Consider the following 22,982-nt stretch of genomic DNA (forward strand, 5'->3'; position numbering starts at 1 on the left):
CATGAGCCTGTTCAAACAATTAGTGCAGGCGCCGCTGAGCGCCAAATTCGGACTGCTGGTGATCGTGCTGTACATCCTGGTGGCCGTGTTCGCGCCGGCATTGGCGCCGTTCGGCGAAACCCAGGTGGTGGGCGAGGGGTTCGCGCCGTGGGGCGGGCAGTTCCTGCTGGGCACCGACAACCTGGGGCGCGACATGTTCAGCCGCCTGGTCTACGGCGCGCGCAACACCCTGGGCATTGCCTTCCTGACCACGGTGCTGGCGTTCCTGCTCGGTGGATTGAGCGGTTTGATCGCGGCGATCAAGGGCGGCACGATCGATCAGGGCCTGTCACGGGTGGTGGACATCCTGATGGCGATTCCACAACTGATCTTCGCCTTGCTGATTCTCAGCGTGGTCGGCACCACGGCGACGTCCCTGGTGCTGGTGATCGCATTGCTGGACGCGACCCGGGTGTTTCGCCTCTCAAGGGCGGTGGCGATGAACGTGGTGGTGCAGGACTTCGTCGAAGCGGCGCGCCTGCGCGGTGAAGGCCTGTGGTGGCTGGTGACCCGCGAAGTGCTGCCGAACGCGGCGGCGCCGCTGATTGCCGAGTTCGGCCTGCGCTTCTGCTTCGTGTTCCTGTTCATCAGTGCGCTGTCGTTCCTCGGCCTGGGCATTCAACCGCCCACCGCCGACTGGGGCAGCATGGTGCGCGACAACGCCGTACTGATCACCTTTGGCGACATCAGCCCGTTGCTGCCCGCCCTGGCCGTGGCGTTGATCACGGTGAGCGTCAATTTCGTCGTCGACTGGATGCTGCACAAATCCAGCGGCCTCAAGGAGTGCTGAACATGACGACCTCCAAACCTTTGCTGGTTATCCGCGACCTGCACATTGAAGGCCATTACGAAGATGCCTGGCATCCACTGATCAAGGGCATCGACCTGACCCTGCAACGCGGTGAAGTACTGGGCTTGATCGGTGAGTCGGGGGCGGGCAAATCCACCCTAGGCCTGTCGGCCATGGGCTATACCCGCGACGGCTGCCGCATCACCGGCGGCTCGGTGCACTTTGACGGTATCGACCTGCTCAAGGCCAGGCCTGAAGCCCTGCGCAAGTTGCGTGGCTTGCGCATCGCCTACGTTGCGCAAAGTGCGGCAGCTTCGTTCAACCCGGCCCATCGCTTGATCGATCAGCACGTGGAAACGGCGGTGAAGAACGGCGGCATGAGCCGCGAACAGGCGATGAGCGAAGCGGTGGAGCTGTACCGTGTGCTGCACCTGCCCAACCCCGAGAAGATCGGCCAGCGCTATCCGCATCAGGTGTCCGGCGGCCAGTTGCAGCGGGTCATGACCGCCATGGCCATGGCCTGTCACCCGGACCTGATCATCTTCGACGAACCGACCACTGCGCTGGACGTCACCACCCAAATTGAAGTGCTGGCGGCGATCCGCGACGCCGTGAAGACCTACGGCAGTGCCGCGATCTACATCAGCCACGACCTGGCGGTGGTGGCGCAAATGGCCGACCGGATCATGGTGCTGCGTCACGGCAAACTGGTGGAAGAGGCCGAGACGCGCAAGATGCTCGGCGACCCGCAGGAGGACTACACCAAGTCGTTGTGGGCGGTGCGCAGCTTCCGCACCGAACCCAAGGCCTGTCCGCACGAGGAAAAGCCCTTGCTGGAATTGCGCAACAGCTGCGCCAGCTACGGCCATCAACCGGTGCTGCACGACGTTTCATTGAAGCTGTACAAAGGCCAGACGCTGGCCGTTATCGGTGAATCCGGCAGCGGCAAAAGCTCTACGGCGCGCCTGATCACCGGCTTGTTGCCGCCGACTTACGGCGAAGTGCTGTACGACGGCCAGCCACTACCAGCGGACTTCCGTCAGCGCAGCAAGGAACAATTGCGGCGCATCCAGATGATCTACCAGATCCCCGATACGGCCCTCAATCCACGCCAGCGTATCGTCGACATCATCGGCCGGCCGCTGACGTTCTATCTGGGGCTCAAGGGCAAGGCCATGCGTGCACGGGTGGCCGAGCTGCTGGAGATGATCGAACTGGACCCGGCGACCTTCATGGAGCGCCAACCCCGCGAACTGTCCGGTGGGCAGAAGCAACGGATCTGCATCGCCCGGGCACTGGCGGCCGATCCACAACTGATCATTTGCGACGAAGTCACCTCGGCCCTCGATCAACTGGTGGCCGAAGGCGTGCTCAAGTTGCTCAACCGTATTCAGCAACAGCTCGGTGTCGCCTACCTGTTCATCACCCACGATGTCGCCACCGTGCGCGCGATTGCCGATGAGGTGCTGGTGATGCAACGGGGCAGGGTGGTGGACCACGGTTCGCGCAGTGCAATATTCACTCCGCCACACCAGGATTACACCGGGCTGCTGTTCTCTTCGGAACCACAGATGGACCCTGACTGGCTCGACCGCCTGCTGGCCAGCCGTGCTTCGAATTCAAACCCTACGCTGGAAAAAGTCTAAGGAACCACCATGAAAGTACTGATCGTTCACGCTCATCCCGAGCCGAAATCCTTCACCGCGGCCCTGCGTGACCAGGCTGTCGCGACCCTTGAAGCCCAGGGCCATGAAGTGCAGGTCAGCGACCTGTACAAAATGAACTGGAACCCGGTGGCCAGCGATGCCGACTTCTCCTCCCGGGAAAACCCCGAATACCTGGTGTATGCGCTGGAGCAACGCCTGGGGGTGAAAAGCCAATCGCTGGCGGCGGACATCCAGGCTGAACTGGACAAGCTGTTGTGGGCCGACCTGCTGATCCTCAACTTCCCGATCTTCTGGTTCTCCACCCCGGCCATGCTCAAGGGCTGGATCGACCGCGTGCTGGTATCGGGCATCTGCTACGGCGGCAAGCGCTTCTACGATCAGGGCGGGCTCGCGGGCAAGAAAGCGTTGGTAACCGTGACCCTGGGCGGTCGCGAACACATGTTCGGTGAGGATGCGATCCACGGCCCGTTGCAGGACATGCTGCGGCCGATCCTGCGCGGGACATTGGCGTACGTCGGTTTCGACGTGCTGGAGCCGTTCGTGGCCTGGCATGTGCCGTACATCAGCGACGAAGCGCGCCAGCAATTCCTCAAGGACTACGCCCTGCGCCTGCAACATCTGAGTGATGATCAGCCACTGGCGTTTCCGAAACTGTCGCAGTTCGACGAGCTGCTCTACCCACTGACCCAAAAGGCCTGATCAATACCGATACCTCCATTGTCTGACCCACCGCCTTCGCGAGCAGGCTCGCTCCCACAGGTTGAGTGTCGTGCACAGAAGCTGTGATCGACACAAAACCTGTGGGAGCGAGCCTGCTCGCGAAGAGGCCGGCAGCTTCAACATCTCCGTTACCTGCCCCACCGCTATCGCGAGCAAGCTCAGCGCCTACAAGTTGATACACCGTTCGCAAATCCCGCCCCCATTGTTCTGAATCCGCAAACACTGAAGTCGCCGAGATTGGAATTGTTGGCTGTCAGGGCGCGCCTTATCGTTCGCCCGTAGCCCGATGGCACTGTCGACCATCGAACACCCAAAACAATAACAATATCCGGAGTATTTCGATGAGAGCTGGACTCAGTCTCGCGATGAATGTGGCAGGTCTGGGCCTGCTTTTGGGTCTGTGCGCCCTGGGTGCTTCCCTGTATCCAAGCAGCGAGGCGCAAGCCTCGGGCATTCCCTATGCCAGCAACCGGCCGCAAAGCTTCCAATTCAGTTCGGACTTCACCGAACCCTACAACTCGGTGGGTCAGGAGTTTGAATACAACAACGACCGCCAGCGCTTCGACGATCATGGCAACAAGGTCGCCGGCCCCGGCACCGAAACCTGGGTCGGCCTGACGTCTTTACTGCACTACTGGAAGATGGACGGGCTGCCCAATACCGGTTTCATCGCCAGCATCACCCTCCCGGAGATTGCAGTTCGAGGCAACGGCACGCGGGTCAGCGGCCTTGGCGATCCACTGGTCGGCGGTTTGGTCTGGTACAACCCGACCCCGCTGCGCACCATCGGCATGCAGGCCTACGTGCAACTGCCGACCGGTGCGGACTCGGTCAGCAGCGACACCTACGCCCTGTGGCCTTCGCTGTTCTACAACGAGTGGCTGGGCAAGGTGAACATCGACCTGCTGGTCGGCGCGATCATTCGCGGCGAAGGCCCGCACCACACCGATCCCGGCGACACGGGCCACGCCAACCTGCGCGTGGGCTACAACATCGTCGATCGCCCGACGTACCAGGTCACGCCCTTCGTCAGTGCCGATTACCAGAAAACCTTCAGCTCTGAAGATCGCAACAACAACACCATCGAGTTCTCTGACTCCAACGAAACCGCGCTGGGTGCCGGTGTGCTGTTCCAGCTCAAGCCCGGTGTGCAAAAGGTGTTCAACCAGAAAATGTGGGACCAGGTGTCCATCCACTATTCCAAAGGCGTGGAAGGGCGCAACACCACGGTCACGGACGGCTTGTTTGTGCAGTTCTGGCACTACTGGTGAGTGATCGACCCCTGCCTGTGCCTTGTGATTTACCCGTGTGGCCGCTACCCGTTCCGGAGAATAAAAAATGAATGAAGAAAACGACAAACTTGCACTGTCACGCCGCAGCTTTATCAAGGCCGGCGCCGCCGGTACGGCTGTTGCCGCGCTGTCGGGCGTGGCTGGACGGGTGATGGCCAGCGACGAGCTGCCATTCGATAAAGAGCACGACATTGTCGTCGTCGGCGGTGGCGGCAGTGGTTTGCCGACGGCCTTGTTCGCCCGCTGGCTGGGCAACGACGTGGTCATCCTGGAAAAGGCCGGCAGCCCAGGCGGCACCGCGGCCAAGGCGGCGTTCTGGTACTGGGTGCCGAATAACAAGCCGATGCGTGACGCCGGCATCGTCGATGACAAGGCCGACTACATGCGCTATGTCGCCCGCCTGACGCGCCCGCAATCCTACGATGCCTCGTTGCCCAAGCTCGGTCTGTCGGATTGGGAATACGAGATGTGCGAAGCCATCTACGACAGCGCATCGCCTGCCGCCGAACTCCTGGCCGAGCGCGACGCACTGCCTTACCGTCACTGCCCGGACGTGCCGGACTACTGGTACGAGCTGCCCGAAGACAAGGCCAAGAAAGGTCGCGTCCTGCTACCCAAGGACGCTCGGCCGAGCATGTCCGACGGCGGTCGCGTGGCGATTCGCACGCTGACCGCGGCCGCCAAGCGTGACGGCATCCAGATCCGTACCGGCGAGCGTGTGGTCAAGGTCATCCAGAACGACAAGGGCGAAGCGGTCGGTGTCGAGGTCGAGACCGAAGAGGGCACCCGTGAACGGGTCAGGGCGCGCAAGGCGGTGATCTTCGCCACGGGTGGCTTCACCCATGACCCGGAGTTGCGTCGCAACTTCCTCAATGCCCCGGTCTACGGCGGCTGCGCGGCCCTGACCAACGAAGGCGATTTCATCCGTATTTCCAGTGACCTGGGGGTGCAGTTGCGCAACATGAACTACGCGTGGTCGTGCCCGATCCTGTTGGAGAAAGCCCTGGCCAAGGACGGTTCGATGTCCGGCATTTTCACCATGACCGGCGATTCGATGCTGATGGTGAACAAGTACGGCAAGCGCGTCGTCAACGAAAAAACCGTCTACAACGAAATGGTCCCGACCTTCTTCCAGTGGGATGGCGACAAAGCCGAATATCCGAACCTGGTGATGTTTTCGATCTGGGACCAGCAGGCCCAGGACAACTGTTTCAGCGACGAATACGGCTCACCCATCGTGCCCAAGGGCGGCAACGATCGCCATGTGGTCCGTGGCGAAACCCTGGAAGAGTTGGCGAAGAACATTGCCGAGCGGCTCGACAAACATGCCGCCGACATTGGTGGCATGAAGCTCAGCCCGGATTTCAACCTGAACCTGAAGGCCACGCTCAAGCGCTTCAACGAGCTGGCGAAGAAGGGCAAGGATCTGGACTTCCAGCGCGGCGAGCTGGTGATTCAGGGCGTGTTCACCGGTCCCGTCAAGACCGGCCGCAGCGGCAACCTGACGATGTATCCGCTGGCCGCGAAAGGCCCGTACTACGCGGCGCTGATCACCGGCGGCAACCTCGACACCAAGGGCGGGCCGAAAACCAACTCCCATGGCCAGGTGCTGAACAACACCAATGCGCCGATTCCGGGCCTGTACGGCGTCGGCAACTGCGTGTCGTCGGCTTCCGGTCGGGCCTATTGGGCCGGTGGTTCGACCCTCGGCCCGATCATCGCCTTTGCCTATCGGGCGGCGAATCAGGCGCATAAGGAACCGGTGCGCAGCTGAACCTGGCCGCAGCCGCGATCACCCGTGGCTGCGGGTAACCCGTGATTGCATGAGAACCAGACTATGAACCATTTCATCCCACGCACCGCGGCACTGTTACTGCTGACGGCAAGCATTGGTCTGGCGGGCAGCGCTCAGGCCGACGAGCTGGAAATCGCGCAGAAAATGGCGACCAACCACTGTTCGGTCTGTCACACCTTCGACAAGGGCGGGCCGCCGGGGCAGGGGCCCAACCTGTTCGGGTTGATCGGTCGCAAGGCCGCCAGCGAGAGCAACTTCACCTACAGCGATGGCTACCGCAAAGCCATGGACGGCAAGGTCTGGGACGAAAAAATGCTCGATGCCTGGCTGACCGATGCCCAGACCGTCGCGCCGGGCAGCGCCATGGTTTATTCCCAGGACGACCCGGCCAAACGCCAGAAGATCATCACCTACATCAAATCGCTGCATTGACAGACCTACAACGAATCGGAGACAGCCATGATCAGCACCCTGACAATGACCGACGAACAACGTAAATCAGTCGCCCTGGAATACCTCAAGGCCTTCGACAACGGTGGCGTCACCTCCACCGGTGGCAGCATTCTCGAGCTGTTCGCAGAGGACGCACAGGTGCTGTTTCCAAAGTGGGGCCTGGCCACCGGCCGCGAGCAGATCGGCCAGATGTTCGGTGACCTGGGCAGCCGCTTGAAGTCGATCACCCACGACTATGCGCACTTCAACTGGATACTCACCGGCACCGACACCCTGGTGTGTGAAGGCACCAGCTTCGGCGAACACATCGATGGACCCTGGCGCGCCGGCGTACCGACAGCGGCCGGCGCCGGTTACTGGGCCGATGTGTTCGAAATTCGTGATTTCAAGATCCAGCGCTGCTTTATCTATCTGGACCCCGACTATGGCAGCAAGGACACCGCACGCTACCCTTGGCTGAATCGCTGAATGGCTGTGTTTAACAGACACACATACCTGTAGGAGCGAGCCTGCTCGCGATGGACGTCAACGATAACGCGACCTGTCTGGATGATCGCGTTGTCCGGGCGTTTTTCGCGAGCAGGCTCGCTCCTACAGGGAAAAGCATTCACCTTGGGGCAGCAGCGGCTAATCTCGTTGTTCATATGAGAGCAAGAACCTCCAGAGTACCTGCCCCATGGATCGTTTACTCAGTGTCGAAGCCTTTGTGCGGGTGGCCGAAACCGGCAACTTCGCCAAGGCGGCCCAGCAACTGGGGGTGACCCGCTCGGTGATTACCCACCGCATCCAGCAGTTGGAGCAGTTCATCAATGCGCCCTTGTTCCACCGCAGTACGCGGCATGTGCGGCTCTCCGAGGTGGGGGAGACCTACTACAAGGAATGCGCGGACATGGTCGCGAGCTTCAACTCGCTGACCGAACACATGCGTGAACTGCGCGCCAAGCCCACCGGCAAGTTGCGCATCCAGATGCTGCCGGGGTTTGCCATCGGTCACTTCGGCCGGATGCTGGCCGAGTTCACGCGGCTGTACCCGGACATCGAGGTTGACGTCATCGTCAATGACCGGGTGGTGGACCCGATCGAAGAAGGCTTCGATGTCGCATTCCAGATGTTCCCGCCCATGGCCGAAACCCTGATCGAACGCAAGCTGTTCAGTGTTCGCCGGTTGTTCTGCATGTCGCCCGACTATGCCGAAGAGTTCGGCGTGCCCACGCATCCCCAGCAATTGCTGCAACACAAGATTGCCCTGTATGAGGGCTATCCGTCGCGCAACCGCTGGATATTCACCGGAAAGGACGAGCAAGTGGAGCTGAGTCTGCCGGGTCAGGTCCGCTCGAACTCTGTGCATTTGTTGCGTGATTACGCCTCCACCGGGGTTTGCATTGTCTGTCTGCCGACACTGGTGGCCAGCGAAGACCTGCTCAATGGCCGACTGATTCCGGTGCTGCCTGAGTACGCCTTGTCCTCCTTCAATTTCTCCGCGGTGTATCCCGCCACCCAGCGCCGGGCCTTGAAAGTGCGCACGTTGATCGATTTCCTGGTGGAAAACTTCGGTGAAGAACCGTGCTGGGACAAGCCGTTGCTGGCGCGTGGCTGGGTGCGCTGAGAGGACGGCGATCCAGTTGTGGGAGCGAGCCTGCTCGCGAAAAACGCCTGAACAATGCGGTCATTCAGGCAGGTCGCGTTTTCGTTGACGTCCTTCGCGAGCAGGCTCGCTCCCACAGTGGAACGGCGCAACAGTTAGGTACCGCAGTGTTTGCGTTTCGCGAACACTGTTGTCGCCGGCTCTCTAATTGTTCCGGCGGTAGACGCGTCGTACTGTTGGCTCACGGTTACTACAACAACAAAACGGTGAATTCCATGAGTAGCGCGGCAATCGAAACAGTCTTCGGCTCGCTGGAAAACTACAGCAAAGGCTCGGTTGAAATCGTCAGCGGCCAGGCCAGTCATTACGCCTTTTCGAACATTTTCGAAGTGGCACAAAAATCCCTTCCTTATGAAAAAGTCGTGGTCGGCCTGAATCTGGGCTACGTCGTGGAAACCCTGCGCGCCGAAGGGCAATCGCCCTGGTACACAGCGGCGCACGATGAATTCGCCATCGTCATGGACGGTGAGGTACGGGTGGATTTCCTCAAGCTCGATGCGCCTTTGACCGACGGCGAAGGCACTCGGCTGGCCGGTGAGGTGCCTGCCGGCAAACCGATGGGCTATGTGCTGCTCAAGCGCGGCCATCAATGCCTGTTGCCGGTCGGCAGTGCCTATCGATTCGAAGCCAGCCGTCCGGGCGTGATCCTGCAGCAGACGATCAAGGGGCCGTTGTCGGTCGAGAAGTGGGCAGACATCTGCTTCAAGTGATTTGTCCAGCCCGACCATCCAACCCACAACTACAAGAGGAATCCCGCCATGGCCATGCTTGAAACCGCTGCCCAAACCGCCCACTTTGCCGACGATGAAGTCCGGACCAGCGCTCCCCACGCCATCACCGGCTACCGCTCATTCAACCTTGGCGCCTTCGAACTGTCGCGCGACGAGTATTTCGCCCGCATCACCTGGCCGGCCAAAGGCCAGACCCGCTCGCACCTGATACCGGTGGATGCCTTTCTGCGTGCCCTGATGCGCGATGTGGCCTGGGGCTTTTTCTACGGCTGGGTCAACTTTGACCACGTCATCGGCACCCGCAATTACTACGGCAAAGTCGACCTGTATGCCGGCACCTTCAACGGCACGCTCAAGGCGGCCGGGGTCAACTACACCGAAAACTTTGAAACGCCGCTGATCATGGCCACCTTCAAGGCCATCCTGCGTGACTGGACCAATGCCACCTTCGACCCGTTCGCGGCACCGGAAGAAACCGGTTCGGCCTTCGGTCGCAAGAACGGCGACAACATCGAGGCCATCGAACGCTTCCGCATCGCCACCAAGCGTATGCCGGGCCTGCCGGATGACTCGCCGCTGCGCAACGATCTGCCGGTCAATCGCCAGTTCATCGACGTTCCCCAGGATGAGCCTGAAGTCCACGGGGCAGAAGGTTTCGAAGGCGAATTGCATGCCTTTAACCTGTTCAAGTACCTGTCGCGCTCCGACGTGACCTGGAACCCCTCGGTGACCTCGGTGTGCAAGGCGAGCCTGTTCTGCCCGACGACCGAAGAATTCATTTTGCCGGTGTTCCATGGCAATGACCGGGTCGAGTGGTTCTTGCAGCTGTCCGACGAGATCATCTGGGATGTCGGCGACAAGGACGACGGCAACCCTCGCGCCCGCATCACCATGCGCGCCGGTGATATTTGCGCCATGCCCGCCGACATTCGCCACCAGGGCTATTCCACCAAGCGCTCGATGCTCATGGTCTGGGAAAACGCCACGCCGAACCTGCCGCAACGCTACGAAAGCGGCGAGCTCAAGCCGTATCCCATCGAATTCTAAACCCTGGCGCCTGGCCCGGCCTGCGTCGGGCGAGGCACTCGAATCAAATCGTCAACACTGCGCCACAGGCGTGGTGCGAGGAAAATTTTATGCAAAATCAGCTCTATATCGATGGCCAATTCGTCGATGCAGTCGCCGGTGGCACCATCGACGTCGTCTCGCCCCATGACGGCTCCTTGATTACCCGCATCGCCGCCGCCGAAGCGGCTGACATCGATCTGGCGGTGGCTGCCGCCAAGCGCGCCTTCCCGGCCTGGGCGGCCCTGGGGGCTGCCGAGCGGGGGCGTCTGTTGCTCAAACTGGCGGACAAGATCGAGGCGTGCAGTGAGGAGCTGGCGCACCTCGAATCCCTGAACACCGGGCACCCGATCCGTGATTCCCGTGGCCTGGACGTGCCGCGCACGGCCGCTTGTTTCCGTTATTTCGGCGGGATGGCCGACAAGATCGAAGGTTCGGTGATCCCGGTCGAAGCCGGCTTTCTCAATTACGTGCAGCGCAAGCCGATTGGCGTGGTGGGGCAGATCGTGCCCTGGAACTTCCCGCTGATGTTCACCAGCTGGAAAATGGGCCCGGCGCTGGCAGCGGGTAACACCATCGTCATCAAGCCTTCGGAAATCACCCCGCTGACGACTTTGCGCATTGTCGAGCTGATGACGGAAGTCGGCTTCCCCAAAGGCGTGGTCAACGTGGTGCCCGGTTATGGCCATACCGCCGGCCAGGCGCTGGCGGAGCACCTCGATGTGGGCAAGATTGCCTTCACCGGATCAACGGCAACCGGGCGCCGGATTGTTCAAGCGTCTTCCAGCAACCTCAAGCGTATTCAACTGGAGCTGGGCGGCAAGGGTGCCAACATTGTGTTTGACGACGCCAACCTCGAGGCGGCGGTCAACGGTGCGGCCTGGGCGATCTTCCACAATCAGGGACAAGCCTGCATCGCCGGTTCACGTTTGATTTTGCATAAAGACATCGCCGACCGGTTCCTCGAGCGTTTCATCGCCTTGGCCAAGTCCATTCGCCTGGGCGATCCGATGGACCCCGAGACCGAAATGGGCCCGCTGACCTCGGCGCTGCACCGCGACCGTGTCATGAGCTACATCGATATCGCCATCGAGCAGGGCGGCAAAGTCCTCGCTGGCGGTAAAGCGCCGGACGACAAAGCGCTGGCCAACGGTTTTTACATCGAACCCACGGTGGTCGAGGCCAGGCCCGATGATCGGGTCTGCCAGGAAGAAGTCTTCGGTCCGTTCGTCACCGTGGTGCGTTTCAGCACCGATGAAGAGGCCCTGGCCATCGCCAACAGCACCGAATACGGACTGGGCAGCGGCCTGTGGACGCAGAACCTGTCCCGTGCGCACAAAATGGCCAATGCCATTCACGCCGGCATGTGCTGGATCAACTGCTACAAACGCGTCAGTCCCGGCAGTCCGTTTGGCGGTGTCGGCCAGTCGGGTTATGGCCGTGAAATGGGCTTCGAAGCGATCCACGACTACACCGAAGCCCGCTCGGTGTGGGTCAACGTCGACGCCAACATCGCCCCTTACTACTCGCGCTGAGGCCAGTCATGAATCCTTTCATTTACCAAAGCCTGCCGACCCGTGTGGTGTTCGGCTGGGGCAAACTCTCGGCGCTGGCTGAAGAGATCGAACGGCTGGGCGCCCGGCGTGCGCTGATCCTCACCACGCCGGAACAGCACGGGCTCGGTGAACAGGTCGCGGCGCTGCTTGGTGACCGTGCGGCGGGTGTTTATCCGCATGCCGTGATGCACGTTCCGTTGGAAGTGGCGCAGGCGGCGCGGGTCGAAGCGGCGCGATTGGAGGCCGATTGCTGCGTGGCCATCGGCGGTGGTTCGACCATCGGCCTGGGCAAGGCGATTGCCATGGATTCCGGGCTGCCGATCGTGGCGGTGCCGACAACCTATGCCGGTTCGGAGATGACCCCGATCTACGGGTTGACCGAAAACCGCCTGAAAAAAACCGGGCGCGATCCCAGGGTGTTGCCCAAGACCGTGATCTATGACCCGCAATTGACCCTGACCCTGCCAGTGCAGATATCGGCCTGCTCGGGCATGAATGCCATGGCTCACGCGGTTGAAGCGCTGTACGCCCAGGACGCCAACCCGATCATCGGCTTCATGGCCGAAGAATCGATTCGCTCGCTGGCGCAAGCGTTGCCGGGCGTGGTCAAAGACCCCAACGATGCGGATGCCCGTAGCCAGGCGTTGTATGGCGCGTGGCTGGCGGGCATCTGCCTGGGGTCGGTTGGCATGGCCTTGCACCACAAGCTCTGCCACACCCTGGGCGGGACCTTCAATCTGCCCCACGCCCAGGCGCACGCCATCGTTCTGCCCCACGCAGCGCATTACAACCGTGAAGCGGCGGCCGGGCCGTTGCAACGGGCCGCGCGTGCCCTGGGTGGCAACGACGCGCAGGAGGTGGGTGCTCTTTTGTATGCCTTGAACCAGAAACTGGGCATTCCACTGGCGCTGGCGGACATCGGCCTGCCAGAAAACGGTCCGGCCGAAGCCGCGCAAATTGCCTGTGCCAGCCCTTACTACAATCCACGGCCGTTCGAACAGGGCCCGATTGAAGCGTTGTTGACCCGCGCCCTGCAAGGCCTGGCGCCGGCCTGAACTCATCCTCGTCGGAATAAAAACAATGACCGATCAAGACAGAATTTTCGAATCACTGATCTCCGAAAAAGCGGTGAACAGTTTCAATGACGCGCCGAATGCGCGTTACAAACAGATCATGCAAAGCCTGGTGCGTCACCTGCATGCGTTTGTCAGTGACGTCGAACTGACCGAACAGGAATGGTTTGAAGGCATTGGTTTTCTCACCGATACCGGCCACAAGTGCGATGGCCTGGTGCGCCAGGAATTCATTCTGCTGTCGGACACACTCGGCGTGTCGATGCTGGTCGACGCGATCAACCATCGGCACAGTGCCAATGCCACCGAGACCACCGTGTTCGGGCCGTTCTACATCGAAGGCATGCCTGAGCGCGAATTCGGCGAAAACATGGCGTTCACCCCCGGCGAGCCGGCCCTGGTGCGCGGGCGTGTGGTCGACACCCGGGGCAATCCCCTGGGCGGTGCAGTGCTGGACGTCTGGCAAACGGCCGAAAACGGCATGTACTCAGGCCAGGACAGCGCACAACCGTTCGGCAATCTGCGCGGTCGCTACCGCACCAATGCCGATGGCTACTTCGCGATTCGCACGATCGTCCCGGTGTGTTACCCGATTCCCACCGACGGTCCGGTGGGGCGCATGCTCGAGGCCGCCAATCGCCACCCGTGGCGGCCGGCGCACCTGCATTTCATGATCGAGGTGCCGGGGTATCGCAAACTGGTGACCCACCTGTTCAATCGCGATGATCCATACCTGGAGTCCGACGCGGTGTTCGGCGTCAAGCAGTCGCTGCAGGTCATCTACGAAGACCGGCTCAGCCACGATGACGTGTCCGAACAGCTCGATATCCAGGTGCCGTTCAAGCGGGCGTGTTACGAATTCGTCATGGAAGCGGTGTGAATCATGGGCCAGTTCTTTGCGGTGTTCGCCACTGATCGTCCGGGTTCGCTGGCCTTGCGTCAGCGTCTGCGGCCCAGTCACCAGGCCCATTTGCGGGCGAGCGAGACGCACCGGGTCGTTGTGCGGCTCGGTGGTCCGACCCTGGATGACGCCGGCGCGGCGATGAATGGCACGTTGCTGGTGATCGAGGCGGGCAGCCTGCCGGAGGTGGAAGCGTTTATGCGCGACGACCCTTATGTGCAGGCCGGGCTGTTTGCGAGTATCCAGATCCGCCCCTGGCACTGGAGTCTCGGCAACCCGGAAATGCGTGGCTGACCATGACCCTTATCACGTTGTGCCAACTCGACGACATCACCGACGGCGGTGCCCTGGGCCTGCCCCAGCACCGACAACTGCATCCCGCCGGGCTGATTGCCGTGCGCCGGGGCGAGCAGGTGTGGGTCTACGTCAATCGCTGCCCGCATTTCTCGGTGCCGCTGGACTATCGCCCGCAGGAGTTCTGCACCTATCGCGGCAAGGTGCTGATGTGCGCGCATCACAGTGCAATGTTTCGCTTCGAAGACGGGCATTGCATCGACGGCCCTTGCAAGGGGGCTCAACTGGAGGCCGTGACGGTTCGCCGGGTGGAAAACAGCCTGGTCATGGAGGCGGGTGAGGAACGGTGATCTACAATCCTTGGGGGTGAACCACGCCCATACGGAGATCATCATGAAAAGGTTGTCACCCGTCAGCCTGTGCGTCGCATTGGCGGTTTTCAGTGCCCAGGGCTGGGCCGAAACCGTGGTGCCGATGAAAGGCCAGAGTTCGCAACAGACTCAACTGGACATCACCGATTGCCACAACATTGCCGCCAGCCAGGCGTCGTCAACCACGACCACGCCGTCCGGCGGTCGGATGAAAGGCGCCGCCGTGGGGGCCGCCGCCGGCGCCGCAGGGGCGCAAGTGCGCGGCCGTCAGCATGACGAGTTCTATGATCGCGTCGATGAGGACACCAAGCAGGATTACCGGCAAAACCAAGCCAAGCAGACCGCGGCGGCGGGCGCGGTGGTGGGTGGCGCGCGCCAGCGCCAGGAACGCCGGGCGCAAAACAAAACCGCTGCGTCCACCACCTCGACGGCCTATACCAGTTGCCTGCAAGGCAAGGGCTACCAGGTCAATCCCTGACAAAACACATCCCCTGTAGGAGCGAGCCCGCTCGCGATGGTCGTCAACGATAACGCGGGCTGCCTGAATGCCCGCGTTGCTTGGACGTTTTTCGCGAGCAGGCTCGCTCCTACAGGAGAGGGTACGGTTTCTGTTTTGGTCGCTGATCGAGCAGATGAACCATCAGGCAGGCATACAGCGTCACCGCGATAAACAGCCCCATGCGCACCGCAAACGCGGTGTAGACGTCCTTGCCCGCCGCGCTGTCCTGCACCGATTGTCCCAACAGGATGATCAGGGTGATCAGGGTGTTCATCCAGAAACCGGGGCTCCAGCGGCCGGGGCTGAGGCCGTAGAGCTTGCGCGCCAGCATCAGGCCGAACAGCAGCATCCACAGGAAGTACATCCACAGGTGCACGAACAGGCTCAGCGCACTCCAGAACAGGATCGCCAACAGACCGCCGAGCAGGGTCGATCCCAGCAGTTCGCGGCCGGCGCTGCGGGCCGAGGTGGTGGAACTCTGTTGCCCCAGATTGACCGCCTTGAGCACGATAGGCAGATAGCTGGCCGGGTCGATCAATGCCAACAGAAACGCCGGGATCACAATCAAGGTCGCACGCAGCGCCACCCGGTGGACTTCGTTTTCCGGCAAGGCCGAGGGGGCGGGTGGGACGGGGGCATTGGCCGGTTCGGGGAACAAACCGTGACTCACCACGCCGACCATGACCGCCAGCAGCAGGCCCGCGACCAGCGCCGTGATGACCGTCAGCGCCAGATCAAAGTCGGCAAATCCCGCCGACGAAATCATGGTCAGGCCGATCACCAGCAAGGTGACGATCAGGCTATTGCCGCCCCTCAAGCCAAAGCCAAACACCGCGAACAGACAAAGCCCGATCAGCAGCACGCCGCTGAACCCGAAGTGGCGCAATAGCGGAATCAGCAACAGGCCTATGCCAGTGGTCAGCATCGCCACCAGACCGAGCGCCAAGGCAGCCTTGAACGACAACGGTCGGTTGAGGGACACCAGCAACAGCGCGCACAACACCGGTGCCAGAAACGGAATCGGCAACGCCAGGCCATAGCTGGCGGCCAGGCACAACGCGGTGCCGGTGGCCAGGCGCGCTGCGCGCTGGACCCGCGGCGAACGCTTGGTACGCATGCTCTCAATAGGCATAGGAAAGCCAGCTCATCAGCCAGAGGAAGATCCGGCCCAGCGGATTGAGCACATTGCCCTCGGAAGGAAAGGCCATCACCTCGGCCTGGCCGCCGGCGCGAATGGAGCGGTTGTCCTTGAGCATGGCCAATGACTCGGCGGAAAACTCGATGATCACCGGGAAACGCTGGGCCGGTCGCAGCCAATCGCGACTGTTCTGCACCGTGGGCAAGGTGCCGGGGGCGGCGGGCTGGCCCACGCTGACCCCGTAGCCGAGACTGCGCACGCGGCCTTCGAATACTTCGCCGGGCAACGCATCGAGCACCACCGACACCGGCGTGCCGGTTTTGACCAGGCCGAGATTGTTCTCGGTCATGTCGGCACTGATCCACACGTCATGGATCGCGATCAGGGTCATGACCGGATTGCCGGCGGCCGCGAACTGGCCGACATCGGTGCGCAAGTCGGTAATCAAGCCGGCCGAGCGCGCCCGGACCTGGGTGTTGGACAGGTCCAGCTCGGCCTTCGACAAGGCGGTGGCGGCGCTGCGCAGTTTGGCGTTGTCATCCTCGCTGCCGCCTTCCGTTTCACGGGCGCGCTGCACTTCGGCGCGGGCCGCAGCGACCTGACTGATAGCGGCTTCGTGGTTGGCGCGGGACACTTCCAGCAGGCGCACGGAGATGGTGCCGGGGTCTTCGCGATACAGGCCTTCAAGGCGCTTATTGTCCTGGCGGGCCTTGAGCTCATTGGCCTGTGCCGCCCGCAGATTGGCCTGCGCCGAAGCGATGCCGGCGGTACTGGCGCCGATCTGCCGGCGGGTGGATTCAAGGTCTGCTCGTGCCCGGTCGACTGCAATCTGGTACGGCTGCGGGTCGATCTCGAAAATGACGTCCCCGGCCTTGACGTCCTGATTGTTGCGCACGTTGACGCGAATCACCCGGCCCGCGACTTCCGCCGCCACCGGAATCACGAAGGCGCCAACCCGCGCCTGTTGCGTGTAGGGCGTAAAACGATCCGCCAGCAGATACCAGGCCAGACTGAGGACGATCAGCAGCAATACCCCTTTCACGCCTTTTTTTGTCGGGTCGGCGGCAGGCTGCGCTGGCGGCGGGACGTCGGGGGAGGGAGGCGCGGCGTCAGTCATGGTGGCTTACCGGGTTGGGATAGGAGGCGGCGGGTTGGGGCTCGGACAGCAGGCCGTCCCAGTCGGTGCGTTGTTCCATTTGCCGGCGCGTGGCCGGGTCGACTTTGGCCTGGGCGCTGTACCAGCCCCCGCCAAGGGACTTGTATAGAGCAATCACGTTACTGACTGCGTCATTGCGGCTGACCAGGTAGCTGTCCTGGGTATCGAGCAGGGCGCGCTGGGCATCCAGCACTCGCTGAAAGTCCGAATAACCCTCGCGATACAGTGTGTTGGCCAGCTCCAGCGAGCGTTTCGCCGCGCCTTCGGCTTCACGCAGGATGCGCTCGCGCTGCAAGGCCTGGATCAGACCGTTGGCGGCATCGTCCGCCTCGCGCGCGGCCTGGCGCACCTTGTCGCGATAGGCCTCGATCAGCTGTTGCAAGCGCGCATCCTGCACCCGTACGTTGTTGCTGATGCGACCGTAATCGAACACATTCCAGCGCAGGCTCGGGCCGCCGATCAGGTCGAGGCTGCGGGAGCTGCCGCTCAAGGTATCGGTGGACCAGACGATGCTGCCGAGCAGGCTCAGCGACGGGTAGAAGTCGGTTTCGGCGACACCCACCAGCGCCGACTGTGCGGCGACATTCAACTCGGCGGCGCGCACGTCGGGGCGACGCAGCAGCAGTTGGGCCGGTACATCCTGCAGCACGGCGCGATCCACCAGCGGGATCAATCCGATGTTTTCGACCACCAGCGGCAGCTCACCCGGCGGCTGACCGATCAGCACCGCCAGGGCATTGCGCAAACGCCCCAGCTGATCCTGCAGGACGGGAATGCTGCTCAGGGTGCCGAGGTATTGGGTCTTGGCTTGTTGCAGGTCGAGTTCGGCGGTCTGGCCACTCTTGAACAGCTTTTCGGTGATTTCGTAATTGCGTTGCTGCTGACGGGCGTTTTCCTCCGCTACCCGCAGTCGGGCCTGGGTGGTGCGCAGGGCAAAGTAGCTGTCGGCCACCTGTGCACGAAGCAGGACCAGGGCGTCGTCATAGTTGGCCTCAGCCGCGAAATAGCTGGCATCGGACGCCTCGATGGCACGGCTGAAACGGCCCCAGAAATCCAGTTCCCAGCCCACATCGAAGCCGGCGCTGTGCTGCCAGAAACGGCTGTCTACCGGATTGCGTCCGCCGGATTGATCACGGTGGACATACACACTGTCGGCACTGATCTGCTGCAGTTGCGGGTAACGGCCACTTTCAGCGATACCCAATTGCGCGCGAGCCTCCATGACCCGCAGGCCGACAATCTTGAGGCTGGAATTATTGGCGTCGGCTTCAGCGATCAACTGGTCGAGGGTCGGATCGGCAAAAATCTCCCACCACTGGCGTATGTCCGGTTGCAGCGCACGTTGGCTGGCGTGATCGAGGTTCGGTGTATTCCAGTGATCGACCCATGGCTCGGCGGGCGATTGGAAATCCGGTCCCAGCCGTACGCAGCCGCCGAGAGCAAGCGCGGCACACAACAGAAACCGGTTCAGATCTGGACGCATCGTGCGTTTCCGGCCAAGGAATATCACAGCAGCATAGACGGCTGGATGGTGGGTGGTGCTGTTCACTTCAGGTTGGGGGTTGTAGACGTCTATTGGGATTGGATTGGGGGTATATCCATTGCTGCGGTAACGGCTGCTAATGGTTCCGCCCTTACGGCGGGTTACTTGGAAAAGCGCCAAAAAAGCCAAAGCGAGGCGGCCTGACAGCCGACCTGATTTCGCGGTTGTGCTCGTTCCCCTGTGGGAGCAATGCTTGCTCGCGATGAACGACCAGGCACCGCGTTTATTCAGGCAGGGCGCGTAATCGTTGACGTCCTTCGCGAGCGGGCTCGCTCCCACAGGGGATCGGGGCATTTGCCAAAGCCAGGTCGGCTGTCAGGCCGCCTCGCTTTGGCTTTTGATTTAGGCGCCCAGTAAAACCACGATGGCCCAGCGCGGCGACCCACAACGCAAAAAACGCCGCGACTGTCGTAAAAACGACCTGTTTACGCTGAACGCGAACCCCAATCAGTTTTCTGTTGAACGACTGTTCAGCCTGGACTATGTTCGTTCCACCTTCTTTCCCGGCTGGTTGCGGGCTTGCGTTTCTTCATTTCGAACGAGGCACTGGCATGCGGTTTTCACCCTTTGTTGAGCGGATATCAGGCCAGGGCGTCGACGCCTGGGATATTCACTACGCGGCCTATGAAGCGCGACGCCGGGGCGAGGATGTGATCATTCTCAGTATCGGCGACCCGGATTTCCCCACCCCCGACTTCATCACCGATGCCGCCATCCAGGCCTTGCGCGAAGGTGACACCCACTACACCGAAATTGCTGGCCGCCCGGCCTTGCGCGAAGCCATCGCGGCACGTTGCGGCAAGTTGTTCGGCCGCGAACTGCAAGCCGACAATGTGATTGCCGTGGCCGGGGCGCAGAACGCGTTGTTCGTGACGTCGATGTGCCTGCTCAGTGCCGGCGATGAAGTGATTGCCCTTGATCCGATGTATGTCACTTACGAGGCGACGCTCAAGGCCTCCGGCGCCACGTTGGTGCGGGTGCCGTGTTCGGCGGACGATGATTTTCGCCTGGATGCGGCAGTGCTGGCCAAAGCCATCACCCCGCGGACCCGGGCGATTTTCCTGTCCAACCCGAATAACCCCACCGGCGTGATGCTCAACCGCGAAGAGCTGCAAGCCATCGCTGAGCTGGCCATTGCCCATGACCTGTGGGTGGTGGTGGACGAGGTCTATGAAAGCCTGGCCTTCGAGCGCGACCATCTGAGCCTGGCGGCCTTGCCGGGCATGGCCGAGCGTTGCGTGGTGATTGGCAGCCTGTCGAAATCCCACGCCATGACCGGTTGGCGGATCGGCTGGATCGTTGCCCATCCGGCCCTGGTCGCCCATGCCGAAACCCTGGTGTTGAGCATGCTCTACGGTTTGCCGGGGTTCGCCATGGAGGCCGCGTTGAAAGCCGTCGAGGCCCACGACGAAGTCACCCACGGCATGCGCGACATCTATCGCCGGCGTCGCGATCGGGTGGTGGCGGGGCTGTCGGATTGCCCGGGCATCTCTGTGCTCAAGCCCGATGCCGGCATGTTCGTGCTGGTGGACGTGCGCGGCACCGGCCTGACGTCCCTGGAGTTTGCCTGGCGTTTGCTGCGCGAGGCGCGGGTGTCGGTGCTGGATGCCGCAGCCTTCGGCGAACCGGCACAAGGCTTCGTGCGGCTGTCATTCACCCTGGGTGAAGAGCGACTGGCCGAAGCCTGCCAGCGTATTCGCGATTTTGTCCTGGTACTCAATGGCGAAGCGCCACGGCCGGTTATCAGCCGTGTCACCAGCGAAGCGCCAGCCGCACCGATCACGGCCCGGACCATGATCGAAGTCGAGCAACTGCACAAACGCTTCGGCAACATCGAAGTGCTCAAGGGCGTATCCCTGACCGCCCGCGAAGGTGAGGTGATCTCGCTGATCGGCGCCAGCGGCTCGGGTAAAAGCACCTTGCTACGTTGCATCAACATGCTCGAAGTGCCGGACCAGGGGCGCATCCTGGTGGACGGCGAAAGCATTCACCTGAACCACTCCCGCCCCGGCGCGCCGCTGGTGTCCGATGCCAAACAGTTGGTACGCATCCGTTCCAGCCTGGGCATGGTGTTCCAGAACTTCAATCTCTGGCCCCATCGCACGGTGCTGGAAAACCTCATCGAAGCGCCGACCCAGGTCCTGCGCGAGAGCCGGGCGGAGGCCACCGAACGGGCCGAAGCCTTGCTCGAACGCGTCGGGCTGGCGGCCAAGCGCAACGAGTACCCGGCGTTTCTCTCCGGGGGGCAGCAACAACGGGTGGCCATCGCCCGGGCCCTGGCCATGCGGCCCAAGGTCATGCTGTTCGATGAACCCACCTCGGCACTCGACCCGGAACTGGTCGGGGAAGTGCTGCGGGTGATCCGCTCGCTCGCCGAAGAAGGCCGGACCATGATCCTGGTGACCCATGAAATGGCCTTCGCACGCGATGTCTCTTCCAAGGTCGCCTTCCTGCATCAAGGCCTGATCGAGGAAACCGGTTCGCCGGACGAAGTGTTCGTACACCCACGCAGCGAGCGTTGCCGGCAATTCGTCAACGCTCATCAGACTCGCTAAAAACAACAAAAGACGGGGCAAAAACCATGGGAAATCGACGTTTGGCAAACTGGTTGACTGGCGCGGCCTGCTTGATGCTGGCCGGGATGAGTGCGGCCCAAGCGCAACCGATCAGGTTCGCGGTGGCGGCCGAACCCTATCCGCCGTACACCGAGAAACAGGCCAACGGTGAATGGAAGGGCTTTGAGGTCGACCTGATCCACAAGCTGTGCAGCGAAATGAAGGCCGATTGCGAAATCAAGGAAGTGGCATGGGACGGGATCATTCCGTCGTTGCTGGCGAAGAAGATCGACGTGATTTTCTCCTCGATGTCGGTGACCGAAGAGCGGGAAAAACAGATCGCCTTCAGCAAGGCCTACTACGACTCGGTGGTGGCGATTGTCGGGCCGAAAGACGCCGTCGTTAAAAAATACCCCGACGACCTCAAGGGCAAGACCATTGGCGTGCAGAACTCGACCGTAAGTGCCAGCTACCTGAAGACCTACTACGAAAAAATCGCCGATGTTAAGTATTACGACACCCAGGACTCGGCCAACGCCGACCTGATCGCCGGCCGCCTCGACCTGATGATGGCCGACGGCACGGCCATGGCAGCCTTTGTCCAGACCCCGGATGCCAAGAACAGCAACCTCGAATACCTGGGCGCCGTTCCGTACGACCCGATCTTCGGCAAAGGCGTGGGTGCCGGCTTGCGCAAGGACGACACCGAACTCAAGGCCAGGCTCGACAAGGCGATCCAGGAATTGCTGGCGAGCAAGGACTACGACGACCTCTCCCAGAGCTACTTCGGTACCAGCGTAAAGCCGGCATTCTAACGAGCTGAACACAAAACTGCTGTAGGAGCGAGCTTGCTCGCGATGGTCGTGAACGATGACGTGGGAAACCTGATGCCCCGCGTCGTTTTCAAATTCATCGCGAGCAAGCTCACTCCTACAGGGGGATGGTGGTGCTTTGACTGGAGAGTGAAATGCCAGCAATGTTCGATTTGATCAATTTCAGCGAACAAGGATGGGGTGGGGCGCTGCTCAAGGGGCTCTGGATGACCCTGCAGATCTCCGCCGGGGCCTTTGTGCTCGGGCTGGCCATCGGTCTGGTGGTGGCCTGCCTGAAATTGGGCGCGCCAAAACCGATTGCTGCACTGGCCCGTGGCTACACCACGCTGTTTCGCGCGGTACCGGAGTTGTTGCTGATCCTGTTGCTGTACTACGTCGGTTCCATGTTGCTCAACTCATTGATGACCTCGCTCGGCTACGGCGTGGTGAATGTCAGCGGACCGCTGGCGGCCATTGTGGTGCTGGGCCTGGTGCAGGGCGCCTACGCCTCGGAAATTTTCCGCGCGGCGATCCAGGCGATTCCCTTTGGTCAGATCGAAGCGGCAAAGGCCTTCGGTCTGCACGGTTTCGCCCTGTTCCGTCGCGTCACGCTGCCGATCATGGCGCCCTACGCGATGGCCGGGATGGCTAACCTGTGGATCAACCTGATCAAGGACAGCGCCCTGATCAGTGTGGTCGGCACCAACGAGCTGTTGTACACCGCCAAGCAAGGCGCGGGTTCGACGCGTCACTATCTGTTGTTCTACCTCACGGCCGCCGCGCTGTATTACGTGGTGACGCTGGTGTCCAACTATTTGTCGGGACGGCTGGAGCGACGCATTCGTCGCTGGATGCCTCTTGTTGATTAAACCGGCAGAGAGAATGAA

At 61.7% G+C, this 22,982-nt stretch carries 22 protein-coding genes; 19 read left to right on the top strand and 3 right to left on the bottom strand.

The features are described 5' to 3' along the window. Position 1 precedes the first annotated feature (1 nt). The 16 genes from BJ917_RS00545 to BJ917_RS00625 all read left to right on the top strand — a co-directional run bounded on the left by BJ917_RS00545 (position 2) and on the right by BJ917_RS00625 (position 14,870). Positions 2–829, top strand: a complete 828-nt coding sequence (locus tag BJ917_RS00545) for an ABC transporter permease (RefSeq protein ID WP_121100956.1) — start codon at positions 2–4, stop codon at positions 827–829. Between the two features lie 2 nt (positions 830–831). Then, the gene (locus BJ917_RS00550) at positions 832–2,475 is read left to right on the top strand and encodes an ABC transporter ATP-binding protein (protein WP_096511636.1); all 1,644 of its coding nucleotides are present in this window, start codon (positions 832–834) and stop codon (positions 2,473–2,475) included. Positions 2,476–2,484: 9 nt separating this feature from the next. Next, the gene (locus BJ917_RS00555; RefSeq protein WP_096511635.1) at positions 2,485–3,195 is read left to right on the top strand and encodes an NAD(P)H-dependent oxidoreductase; all 711 of its coding nucleotides are present in this window, start codon (positions 2,485–2,487) and stop codon (positions 3,193–3,195) included. A gap of 362 nt (positions 3,196–3,557) precedes the next feature. Next, complete coding sequence (locus BJ917_RS00565; protein ID WP_254007531.1) at positions 3,558–4,487, top strand: transporter; 930 nt, start codon at positions 3,558–3,560, stop codon at positions 4,485–4,487. A gap of 67 nt (positions 4,488–4,554) precedes the next feature. After that, the gene (locus BJ917_RS00570; protein WP_121100963.1) at positions 4,555–6,282 is read left to right on the top strand and encodes an FAD-dependent oxidoreductase; all 1,728 of its coding nucleotides are present in this window, start codon (positions 4,555–4,557) and stop codon (positions 6,280–6,282) included. 63 nt (positions 6,283–6,345) lie between these two features. Further along, positions 6,346–6,735 carry a cytochrome c family protein gene (locus BJ917_RS00575; RefSeq protein WP_121100966.1) on the top strand — a complete coding sequence of 130 codons (390 nt, stop codon included), beginning with the start codon at positions 6,346–6,348 and terminating at the stop codon, positions 6,733–6,735. A 27-nt stretch (positions 6,736–6,762) separates the two neighbouring features. After that, on the top strand, positions 6,763–7,224 hold the full coding sequence (locus tag BJ917_RS00580) for a nuclear transport factor 2 family protein (protein ID WP_121100968.1): 462 nt from the start codon (positions 6,763–6,765) through the stop codon (positions 7,222–7,224). A 208-nt stretch (positions 7,225–7,432) separates the two neighbouring features. Further along, a complete protein-coding gene (locus BJ917_RS00585; RefSeq protein ID WP_096511631.1) occupies positions 7,433–8,362 on the top strand; it encodes a LysR family transcriptional regulator in 930 nt (309 codons plus the stop codon). A gap of 254 nt (positions 8,363–8,616) precedes the next feature. Continuing rightward, a complete protein-coding gene (locus tag BJ917_RS00590) occupies positions 8,617–9,111 on the top strand; it encodes a hydroxyquinol 1,2-dioxygenase (RefSeq protein ID WP_121100971.1) in 495 nt (164 codons plus the stop codon). Positions 9,112–9,159: 48 nt separating this feature from the next. Further along, on the top strand, positions 9,160–10,179 hold the full coding sequence (locus BJ917_RS00595) for a hydroxyquinol 1,2-dioxygenase (protein WP_121100974.1): 1,020 nt from the start codon (positions 9,160–9,162) through the stop codon (positions 10,177–10,179). A gap of 89 nt (positions 10,180–10,268) precedes the next feature. Continuing rightward, entirely contained in the window at positions 10,269–11,732 is a 1,464-nt protein-coding gene (locus tag BJ917_RS00600) for an aldehyde dehydrogenase family protein (protein WP_121100977.1), read from the top strand. Between the two features lie 8 nt (positions 11,733–11,740). After that, entirely contained in the window at positions 11,741–12,808 is a 1,068-nt protein-coding gene (locus BJ917_RS00605) for a maleylacetate reductase (protein WP_096511627.1), read from the top strand. A 25-nt stretch (positions 12,809–12,833) separates the two neighbouring features. Continuing rightward, positions 12,834–13,706: a dioxygenase gene (locus BJ917_RS00610; RefSeq protein WP_096511626.1), complete on the top strand. Its 873-nt coding sequence runs from the start codon at positions 12,834–12,836 to the stop codon at positions 13,704–13,706. A 3-nt stretch (positions 13,707–13,709) separates the two neighbouring features. Further along, positions 13,710–14,021, top strand: coding sequence for a YciI family protein (locus BJ917_RS00615; RefSeq protein ID WP_096511625.1), 312 nt, complete (start codon positions 13,710–13,712; stop codon positions 14,019–14,021). A 2-nt stretch (positions 14,022–14,023) separates the two neighbouring features. Further along, positions 14,024–14,371: a Rieske 2Fe-2S domain-containing protein gene (locus tag BJ917_RS00620; protein ID WP_096511624.1), complete on the top strand. Its 348-nt coding sequence runs from the start codon at positions 14,024–14,026 to the stop codon at positions 14,369–14,371. Between the two features lie 43 nt (positions 14,372–14,414). Next, complete coding sequence (locus tag BJ917_RS00625) at positions 14,415–14,870, top strand: YMGG-like glycine zipper-containing protein (protein WP_096511623.1); 456 nt, start codon at positions 14,415–14,417, stop codon at positions 14,868–14,870. Positions 14,871–14,979: 109 nt separating this feature from the next. Here BJ917_RS00625 and BJ917_RS00630 read toward each other — a convergent pair whose 3' ends face one another. From BJ917_RS00630 to BJ917_RS00640, 3 genes are read right to left on the bottom strand one after another with little or no spacing between them, the layout of a single operon-like run. Next, a complete protein-coding gene (locus tag BJ917_RS00630; RefSeq protein WP_121100980.1) occupies positions 14,980–16,008 on the bottom strand; it encodes a DUF2955 domain-containing protein in 1,029 nt (342 codons plus the stop codon). 4 nt (positions 16,009–16,012) lie between these two features. After that, positions 16,013–17,146 (bottom strand): HlyD family secretion protein, encoded by a 1,134-nt coding sequence (locus tag BJ917_RS00635; RefSeq protein WP_121100983.1) that lies wholly within the window; start codon positions 17,144–17,146, stop codon positions 16,013–16,015. Beyond that, positions 17,139–18,668 (bottom strand): efflux transporter outer membrane subunit, encoded by a 1,530-nt coding sequence (locus BJ917_RS00640; protein ID WP_121100986.1) that lies wholly within the window; start codon positions 18,666–18,668, stop codon positions 17,139–17,141. The genes BJ917_RS00635 and BJ917_RS00640 overlap by 8 nt, the downstream gene beginning before the upstream one ends. A gap of 611 nt (positions 18,669–19,279) precedes the next feature. Here BJ917_RS00640 and BJ917_RS32500 point away from each other — a divergent pair. The 3 genes from BJ917_RS32500 (at position 19,280) to BJ917_RS00655 (ending at position 22,964) form a co-directional block, all read left to right on the top strand. Further along, positions 19,280–21,283, top strand: coding sequence for an aminotransferase class I/II-fold pyridoxal phosphate-dependent enzyme (locus BJ917_RS32500; protein ID WP_096511618.1), 2,004 nt, complete (start codon positions 19,280–19,282; stop codon positions 21,281–21,283). A 26-nt stretch (positions 21,284–21,309) separates the two neighbouring features. Beyond that, positions 21,310–22,098, top strand: a complete 789-nt coding sequence (locus tag BJ917_RS00650; protein ID WP_096511617.1) for a transporter substrate-binding domain-containing protein — start codon at positions 21,310–21,312, stop codon at positions 22,096–22,098. Positions 22,099–22,250: 152 nt separating this feature from the next. Then, positions 22,251–22,964: an ABC transporter permease gene (locus BJ917_RS00655; protein ID WP_121100989.1), complete on the top strand. Its 714-nt coding sequence runs from the start codon at positions 22,251–22,253 to the stop codon at positions 22,962–22,964. The last annotated feature ends 18 nt before the right edge of the window (positions 22,965–22,982 follow it).

The organism is Pseudomonas sp. WPR_5_2 (assembly GCF_003634475.1).
GTDB lineage: Bacteria > Pseudomonadota > Gammaproteobacteria > Pseudomonadales > Pseudomonadaceae > Aquipseudomonas > Aquipseudomonas izuensis.